General features: G+C 68.0%; 6 protein-coding genes and 1 pseudogene. 4 read left to right on the top strand and 3 right to left on the bottom strand.

Features of this window, described 5'->3' with window-relative positions; translation table 11 throughout:
- Both ACAM49_RS36875 and ACAM49_RS36870 read right to left on the bottom strand, forming a co-directional pair.
- A partial coding sequence (locus tag ACAM49_RS36875) for a hypothetical protein (RefSeq protein WP_369640162.1) occupies positions 1–1,200 on the bottom strand: 1,200 nt, incomplete at its 3' end.
- The gene (locus ACAM49_RS36870) at positions 1,197–1,526 is read right to left on the bottom strand and encodes a type VII secretion target (RefSeq protein ID WP_369640161.1); all 330 of its coding nucleotides are present in this window, start codon (positions 1,524–1,526) and stop codon (positions 1,197–1,199) included. The genes ACAM49_RS36870 and ACAM49_RS36875, both read right to left, overlap by 4 nt.
- 160 nt (positions 1,527–1,686) lie before the next feature.
- On the opposite strand from ACAM49_RS36870, the gene ACAM49_RS36865 reads away from it, so the two are divergent.
- The 4 genes and pseudogenes from ACAM49_RS36865 to ACAM49_RS36850 all read left to right on the top strand — a co-directional run bounded on the left by ACAM49_RS36865 (position 1,687) and on the right by ACAM49_RS36850 (position 6,886).
- Positions 1,687–2,673, top strand: a complete 987-nt coding sequence (locus ACAM49_RS36865; RefSeq protein ID WP_369640160.1) for an NAD-dependent epimerase/dehydratase family protein — start codon at positions 1,687–1,689, stop codon at positions 2,671–2,673.
- A gap of 31 nt (positions 2,674–2,704) precedes the next feature.
- Entirely contained in the window at positions 2,705–3,718 is a 1,014-nt protein-coding gene (locus ACAM49_RS36860; RefSeq protein ID WP_369640159.1) for an Rv2578c family radical SAM protein, read from the top strand.
- Positions 3,719–3,908: 190 nt separating this feature from the next.
- Positions 3,909–5,807, top strand: a pseudogene (locus tag ACAM49_RS36855) (2-oxoacid:acceptor oxidoreductase subunit alpha); the annotation flags it as partial.
- A complete protein-coding gene (locus ACAM49_RS36850; protein ID WP_369640158.1) occupies positions 5,807–6,886 on the top strand; it encodes a 2-oxoacid:ferredoxin oxidoreductase subunit beta in 1,080 nt (359 codons plus the stop codon). The pseudogene ACAM49_RS36855 and the gene ACAM49_RS36850, both read left to right, overlap by 1 nt.
- 10 nt (positions 6,887–6,896) lie before the next feature.
- On the opposite strand, the gene ACAM49_RS36845 is transcribed toward ACAM49_RS36850, so the two are convergent.
- Positions 6,897–7,394, bottom strand: coding sequence for a hypothetical protein (locus ACAM49_RS36845; RefSeq protein ID WP_369640157.1), 498 nt, complete (start codon positions 7,392–7,394; stop codon positions 6,897–6,899).
- Positions 7,395–7,753 lie beyond the last annotated feature (359 nt).

Raw genomic sequence — 7,753 nt, 5'->3', positions numbered from 1 at the left:
ACCCCCGCCGCCTCCGCCGACGCCCGCGGCGGTGGTGTCGGGCGCGCCGCCCAACGGGTCGGTCTTACCGGGCTGGTTGCCGGGAGTGCCTGCCTGCAAACCGCTTTCGAGCAAACCCTTGGCCTGCTCCAGGATCGGCTGGCCCACGTTCTGTGCCAGCGACTGCGCGACCTCGGCCGGATTCGGCCCGCCGCCCTGCCCCAGCAGCTGGCCGATGACGCCCTGCACCTGCGCGGTGTAGACGGACAGCTCGCCGTGGGTGGCGTTCACGACCGTGACGGCTTCGGCCAGATGCCTTGTCGCCGAGGCGATCAAGGTGGTCTGACCGATCGGGGTCAGGATGAGCGGGGCCATCGCGGTGGCCTCGGTCGCGAATGCCTGCGCGATGGCGGTGAGCTGGATATTGCCGCGCTGGACCACGGCCGCGGCCTGATTGGTGATCGAGGACAGGTCGAAGCCGCGCTGCGTGGTTTCCTCGCCGTGCTTCTCGGCCTGCTTGCCCGTCTCCTGCGCGCTCTGGGAAGCCTTGCCCTGCCACAGGGATTCGACGGTCTTGAGCGCGCCGCCGCCGACCTGCACCGCGGACTCGATGAACTTCGAACCCTGGCTGAGCAGGGTGGTCGGATTGAAGTTGCCCAGCACACCGGTGCCGAAGCTCTGCAGTAGATCCAGGAAGGGCTTGAACAGGGCGTCCATGCCGGGGATCGCGGGCAGGGCCAGGCCCTTCATGAGATCGCCGACCGGATCGGCGGGCAGGGCCGGGAGGATCGCGGCCGGGTTCGCGGCGGCCTTCGCCAGCGCGGCCTGCGCGGCGTTCAGCGCGGCGGGTACATTGCCGAGCGCGGTCTGCGCGTCGGCCAGGACGGACTGCGCATCGCCGAGGGTCTGCTGCGCACCGGACAGCGCACCGTGCGCGCCGTCGAGGGCGGGTGCGAGCACGCCCGCGGCCTGGGTGTCGGTGGACGTACCGCCCGGGATGCCGCCGGGCACGCCGCCGCCGAGCGGGGACCCGCCCTGCTCGAATTCCTTGCGGGACAAGGCGAATTCGGGCGGCTCGACCGGCGGCACGTCCGCGGGCAGGGTGCCCAGCAGCAGGTCGGGCAGCGGGCCGGACGGAATCGTGGTCACCTTGTCCACTCCCATCACGCTGTCGGTCGGGATCTGCGGCAGTCCGATCACGCCGGACTCGAGGCCACTCACGCCTGCTCGCCGATCTGCCCGGCGAGGTTCCCGAGGCCGCCCGCGAATTCGGAGTCGGTGGCGTCGTAGGTGGCCGCCGAGCCGAAGGCGGCCTGCCCGAGTTTCGAGAACCGCGCGGAGAGGGCGTTGATATCCCGATCGTGGAGCAGTTCCGCGACCGCGAAGCTGGCCAGGAAGTCCGCGCCGATGAGGCCGAAGACCGGCGTCATGGCCGCGACGTGGGAGACGGTATCGAGGCCGCCCTGGGCGGCGATATCGGCGGCCACGCCGTCCTGCGTGGCGGCGAAGGCGCGGACCGCTCCGGTGTCGACCGACAGATCGGCCATATCAGTGCCCCCCAATCGTCGTGGACATGCGGATGCCGAATATATCCCATCGAGCGTCCAGCCCGGCGTGGCGTTCGCCTCCTCCCAGGGCGTCTCGGGGTGGCGCAACCGCAATGTGACCGTGGTTGCAAATTAGAACAAGTTCTATATTCTCGTCACCATGAAGGTCGCAGTCACCGGCGCTGCCGGGTTCCTTGGCACCAATTTGCTTCGCCTGCTTACGGATCGCGGTCACGAGGTGACAGCCATCGATCGAACCCCCGGCCCGAGCCAGCCCGGTGTCACCTGGGTCAACGGCAATGTTCTGGACCCGGCGTCCATGCGTCAGGCCCTCGACGGGGCCGAGGTGGTCTACCACCTGGTCGCGCTCATCACCCTCGCGCACAAGAACGACCTCGCCTGGCGGGTCAACACCGAGGGCGTGCGGATCGTCGCCGACGCCGCGCGCGAGGTCGGGGTGCGGCGGATGGTGCACACCAGCTCCATTCACGCGTTCAACCAGTACTCCTGCGGCGGCCGCATCAACGAGCGCTCGCCGCGGTCCATCGATCCGGATCTGCCGGTGTACGACCGCTCGAAGTGGCAGGGTGAGATCGAGCTGCGCAAGATCATCGACAAGGGCCTGGACGCGGTCGTCTGCAATCCGACCGGTGTGTACGGTCCGGTCGACCACACCAGCTCGCGCATCAACTGCACGCTGTGGGACGCGGCGCGCGGCCGGGTGCCGGTCATGATCAGCGGCGGCTTCGACCTGGTCGACGTGCGTGACGTGGCCGGTGGCCTGATCCTGGCGGGCGAGCGCGGCCGCACCGGTGAGAACTACCTGCTCGGCGGGCACTTCACCGATATGTTCCAGGCCACCCGCACCGCGGCCGCGGTGAACGGAAAGATGAAGCCCGCCTTCGCGATTCCGGCCAAGGTCATCAACGCCTGCATGCCGGTCATGGAGCCGGTCGCCAAGGTGTTCGGCAGCGACCGCATCTCCAAGGCCGCCATGGGCGCGCTGCTGTCCGCCCCGATCGTCGAACACGCCAAGGCCACCGAGGAATTGGGTTATCGCCCGCGTCCGGCTGAGCAGACCATTCGGGACCTGGTCGCCTTCTATAACGGGCAGCCGATCGAGGCCGACACGCAGAAGATCGCTTGACAGTCGTTAGAACACATGTTCGACTGGGGTGGTGCGGTGGCAAAGGCAAACCCTGAACGCCGATGACGGCGCGCTCCCCGGGCTCGAACGTGCGGGTTTCGTACGCAGCGTACAGACCCCGGAGTTCGAGGGCATCACGTTCCACGAGGTGCTCTGTAAGAGCGCTCTGAACCGGGTGCCCGAGAGCACCCTGCCCTTCAGCTGGACCATCAATCCCATGCGCGGGTGCTCGCACGCGTGCCGCTACTGCTTCGCCCGCGGCTCGCACGAATACCTCGACCTGGACGCGGGCGCCGACTTCGACTCCCAGATCGTGGTCAAGACCAATGTGGTCCCGGTGCTGCGGCGCGAACTGCACAAGCGGTCGTGGCGCCGGGAAACCGTTGCGCTGGGCACGAATACCGATCCCTATCAGCGCGCCGAGGGACGGTACCGGCTGATGCCGGGCATCATCAGCGCGCTCACCGAATCCGGCACCGGGTTCTCGATTCTCACCAAGGGCACGCTGCTGCGGCGGGATCTGTCGCTGCTCACCTCGGCGGCCGGGCAGGTGCCGGTGCATCTGGCGGTATCCATCGCGATCCTCGACGAGGAGTTGCACAAGGGCCTCGAACCGGGCACGCCCTCGCCGCGTGCGCGGCTCGAGCTGGTGCGCGCCCTGGCCGAGGCCGGGTTCGCGGTGAATGTCATGGTGGCGCCGGTCATTCCGTATCTGACCGACTCCCAGGCGCATCTGGACGAGCTCTTCGCCGCCATCGCCGCGGCCGGCGCCGCGGGCGTCACGGCGTTTCCCATGCATCTACGCGGGTCCACGCGCGGCTGGTTCCTCAACTGGCTGGCCCAGGCCCACCCGGCGCTGCTGCGACGCTACCGGCAACTGTATGGTCGGGGAGCTTCGGTCACCCCGGAGTATTCTGCGTGGCTACGCGGCCGAATCGAGCCGTTGCTGGAGAAACACCGCTTGAACCGCGAACGGCCGGCCGAACCCGAGGTACGCGCCGCCGGGTCGCACACGCCCGATACCCAGCTGGCGTTGTTCGCCTGACGCCGGTTCTTTGATCGAAACCATTGCGCTTCACGGGTGTGTCGCGAATATTGCGGAGTAGTTTGGCGTTGGTACCTCACACCTGACTAGGAAGTGATGCACGCGCATGGCTCAGGGAAAAGACACCGTGCAGCAGGATGACTCTGCGGCAGCACCCGGGAACGGGAGCGCCGCAGGGAAATTGGCGGTCGAAAAGCTGGAACGGGTCGTGATCCGCTTCGCGGGCGACTCCGGTGACGGCATGCAGCTCACCGGTGATCGATTCACCCACGAGGCGGCCGCGTTCGGCAATGACCTTGCCACCCAACCGAACTTCCCCGCGGAGATCCGCGCACCTCAGGGCACCTTGCCGGGTGTGTCGTCGTTCCAGATCCAGATCGCGGACTACGACATCCTCACCGCCGGTGATCAACCGGATGTGCTCGTCGCCATGAATCCCGCTGCGCTGAAGGCGAATCTGGAGGATTTGGCCCGCGGTGCGACGGTGATCGTGAATACTGATGAGTTCACCAAACGGAATTTGGCCAAGGTCGGGTATTCCGGTGATCCGCTCACCGATGACACGCTGACCGATTTCGTGGTGCACTGGGTGCCCATGACTTCGTTGACACTCGGGGCAACCGAACCGACCGGTGTGGGCAAAAAGGATGGGCAGCGCGCGAAGAATATGTTCGCGCTCGGATTGCTGTCCTGGATGTACGGGCGGCCCATCGGCGGCACCGAACAGTTCATGCGGGAGAAATTCGCCGCCACACCGGATGTCGCCGAAGCAAATATCCTCGCATTTCGGGCAGGCTGGAATTACGGCGAAACCACCGAATCCTTCGCCACCACCTACGAGGTAGCGCCCGCGACGCTGCCGCCGGGCACCTACCGGCAGATCACCGGCAATACCGCGCTCGCCTACGGCATCGTCACCGCCGGGCAGCTGTCCGGGCTGCCGGTGTTCCTGGGGACCTACCCGATCACCCCGGCCTCGGACATCCTGCACGAGCTGAGCAAGCACAAGAACTTCGGCGTCACCACCTTCCAGGCCGAGGACGAGATCGCCGGAATCGGTGCGGCGCTCGGGGCTTCGCTGGGCGGGGCGCTGGGTGTCACCAGCACCTCCGGGCCCGGACTGGCGCTCAAGAGCGAGACCATCGGCCTGGCGGTCATGACCGAACTGCCGCTGGTGATCATCGACGTGCAGCGCGGCGGGCCCTCGACGGGGCTGCCCACCAAGACCGAGCAGGCCGATCTGCTGCAGGCGCTCTACGGGCGCAATGGCGAATCGCCGGTGGCCATCGTCGCGCCGCGCTCGCCCGCGGACTGTTTCGATGCCGCGGTGGAGGCCGCGCGCATCGCGCTCACCTATCGCACGCCGGTGCTGCTGCTGTCGGACGGCGCGATCGCCAATGGTTCGGAGCCGTGGGCGATTCCGCAGGTGTCCGAGCTGCCGCCGATCGACCCGGCCTTCGAACCCGCGGGCTCGGAGGAGGATTCGTTCCAGCCCTACGCGCGTGATCCCGAGACCCTGGCCCGGCCGCTGGCGGTACCGGGCACCGTGGGCCGCGCCCACCGCATCGGCGGCCTCGAAAAGGCCGACGGCAGCGGCAATATCTCCTACGAGCCCGCCAATCACGAGCTCATGGTGCGCCTGCGGCAGGCCAAGATCGACGGCATCGCGGTGCCCGACCTCGAGGTCGACGATCCGGGGGACCGCGCCGAACTGCTGCTCATCGGCTGGGGCAGCTCCTACGGGCCGATCGGCGAGGCGTGCCGGCGGGCGCGGCGGCGCGGGGTCCCGGTGGCGCAGGCGCATCTGCGGCATCTGAATCCGTTCCCGCCCAACCTCGGTGACGTGCTGCGCCGCTACCGCACCGTGGTCTGCCCGGAGATGAACGGCGGCCAGCTCGCCATGCTGCTGCGCGCCCGCTACCTGGTCGATGTGCAGCCGTGGACCAAGATCGCCGGCACCGCCTTCCAAGCACAGGAACTGGTCGGTGTCATCGACGCGGCCCTGGACGGCTCCATCGCGGAGATGGAGCAGGCCAAGGCCTTCGCCGCCCGGGCGCGGGCGACCTATCGCACCACAGGGGGTAAGTAATGACGATTCTCGAAAACCCGCTGGTGGGTACCGATCTCGGGCTCACCGGGCTCTCCGGCGTGCCGCATGCCGACGGGCCGCAGAAGGCGAAGGACTACACCTCCGATCAGGAGGTGCGCTGGTGCCCGGGGTGTGGCGACTACGTCATCCTCGCCACCGTGCGCGGATTCCTCGCCGAGCTGGGGCTCAAGCGCGAGAACCTGATGTTCGTCTCCGGCATCGGATGCTCGAGCCGGTTCCCGTACTACCTGGAGGCGTACGGGATTCACTCGATCCACGGGCGCGCTCCGGCCATCGCCACCGGGATGGCGGTGACTCGGCCCGACCTGTCGGTCTGGGTGGTGACCGGTGACGGCGACGCGCTGTCCATCGGCGGCAATCACCTGATCCACGCGCTGCGCCGCAATGTGAACATGACGATCCTGTTGTTCAACAACCGGATCTACGGTCTCACCAAGGGCCAGTACTCGCCGACCTCCGAGACCGGCAAGGTCACCAAGTCCACGCCGATGGGCTCGGTCGACCACCCGTTCAACACGCTGTCGGTGGCGCTGGGCGCCGAAGCCACCTTCGCCGCAAGGGCTCTGGACTCCGACCGCGCCGGACTCACCGAGGTGCTGCGCGCCGCCGCCGAGCACCGCGGCACCTCGTTCGTGGAGATCCTGCAGGACTGCCCGATCTTCAACGACGGGTCCTTCGACGCGCTGCGCCGCGAGAACGCCGAATCGCACCTGGTCCGGCTGCAGCACGGCCAGCCCATCCGGTTCGGTGCGGAGCGTGAATTCGCCGTGGTCCGTGATGGTTTCGGCCTGCGCGTCGCGCGCGCCGACACGGTCGCCGAATCCGACATCGTCGTCCACGACGCCTACACCGACCACCCGGAATACGCCTACGCCCTGTCCCGCCTGTCCGACCAGGACCTCACCCACGTGGTCACCGGCATCTTCCGCAGCGTCTCCCGCCCCACCTACGACGACGGCGTCCGAGCCCAGCTCGACACCGCTGCCGAACGCAAACCGGTGAGCCAGGATTCGCTGCAGAGCTTGCTCACCGGCCGCGAAACCTGGACGGTCGGATAAGTTTTCGGTTCTAGGACGGCACGAAGGCGTTCAGCATGCGCTGGAACAGATCGTCGAAGCGCTTGCGGGACGCCTTCTGCTCATCGGTCAGCCCATCACTGACCTCGGGCGCGTACACGATCAGATGCACATCCTGATCCGGCGCCTGCGGCATGTAATCGATGATCGAAGTGCCCTTGTCGCCCTGCTCCGGCGTCCCCATATCCACCGCGGCCAGGGCCTTCACCTCGGCCGCCGCCGCCCCGATCACATCGGCGGGCACCGTCCCCTCCACCGCCTGCGCGCTGCTGTCGGCCCGCTTGGTGGCATGCCCATCGGCCTGAACCTGCAGCGACGGATGCAGATCCGTCCGCGTCTGCCACCCCGCAGGCATCGCGGTGAGAGTGAACAACGCCACCGCCGGAGCAGGTGCCTGCGCCGGAGTGGGGGCTCCCGGGGCGGGATCCGCGGCTGCGACCCCGCCCGCTCCGATCACCATTCCCGCGGACAATGCCGTGGCCGCGGCCATCCGCCATGCCCGCGCGCCTCTCCTCCTACCACGTCCCTTTTCTTCGAAAAGTCCTGTCGCCGAAGCCATCCGCATCGCATCCCTCCGAATTCCCTTGCGGGCACCCACCCGCCGCCGCCGATTCTGCCGCCCACCCGAGCCACGCCGAAACCGCCACGCCGCCACCCCACGTCAGTGCGTTGAGTGGCACACCAGTGAGGGGATTCGTCCGATTTCACCGCACTGGTGTGCCACTCAACGTGGGGCATCGGGCGAGGCGGACGTCCGACCCGTCGGCGGCAGTGGTGAGCGACTCGGTGGAAGTTGTTGGGGGTGGCTGGAAATGGCGAGGTCCCCGGGGCGTGGGCGCCGGGGACCTC

Origin of the sequence: Nocardia sp. JMUB6875, from assembly GCF_041154655.1 — a bacterium.
Lineage (GTDB): Bacteria > Actinomycetota > Actinomycetes > Mycobacteriales > Mycobacteriaceae > Nocardia.
Note: the sequence above shows the minus strand (reverse complement) of the source record. Positions and strands in the feature narration are given on the sequence as shown.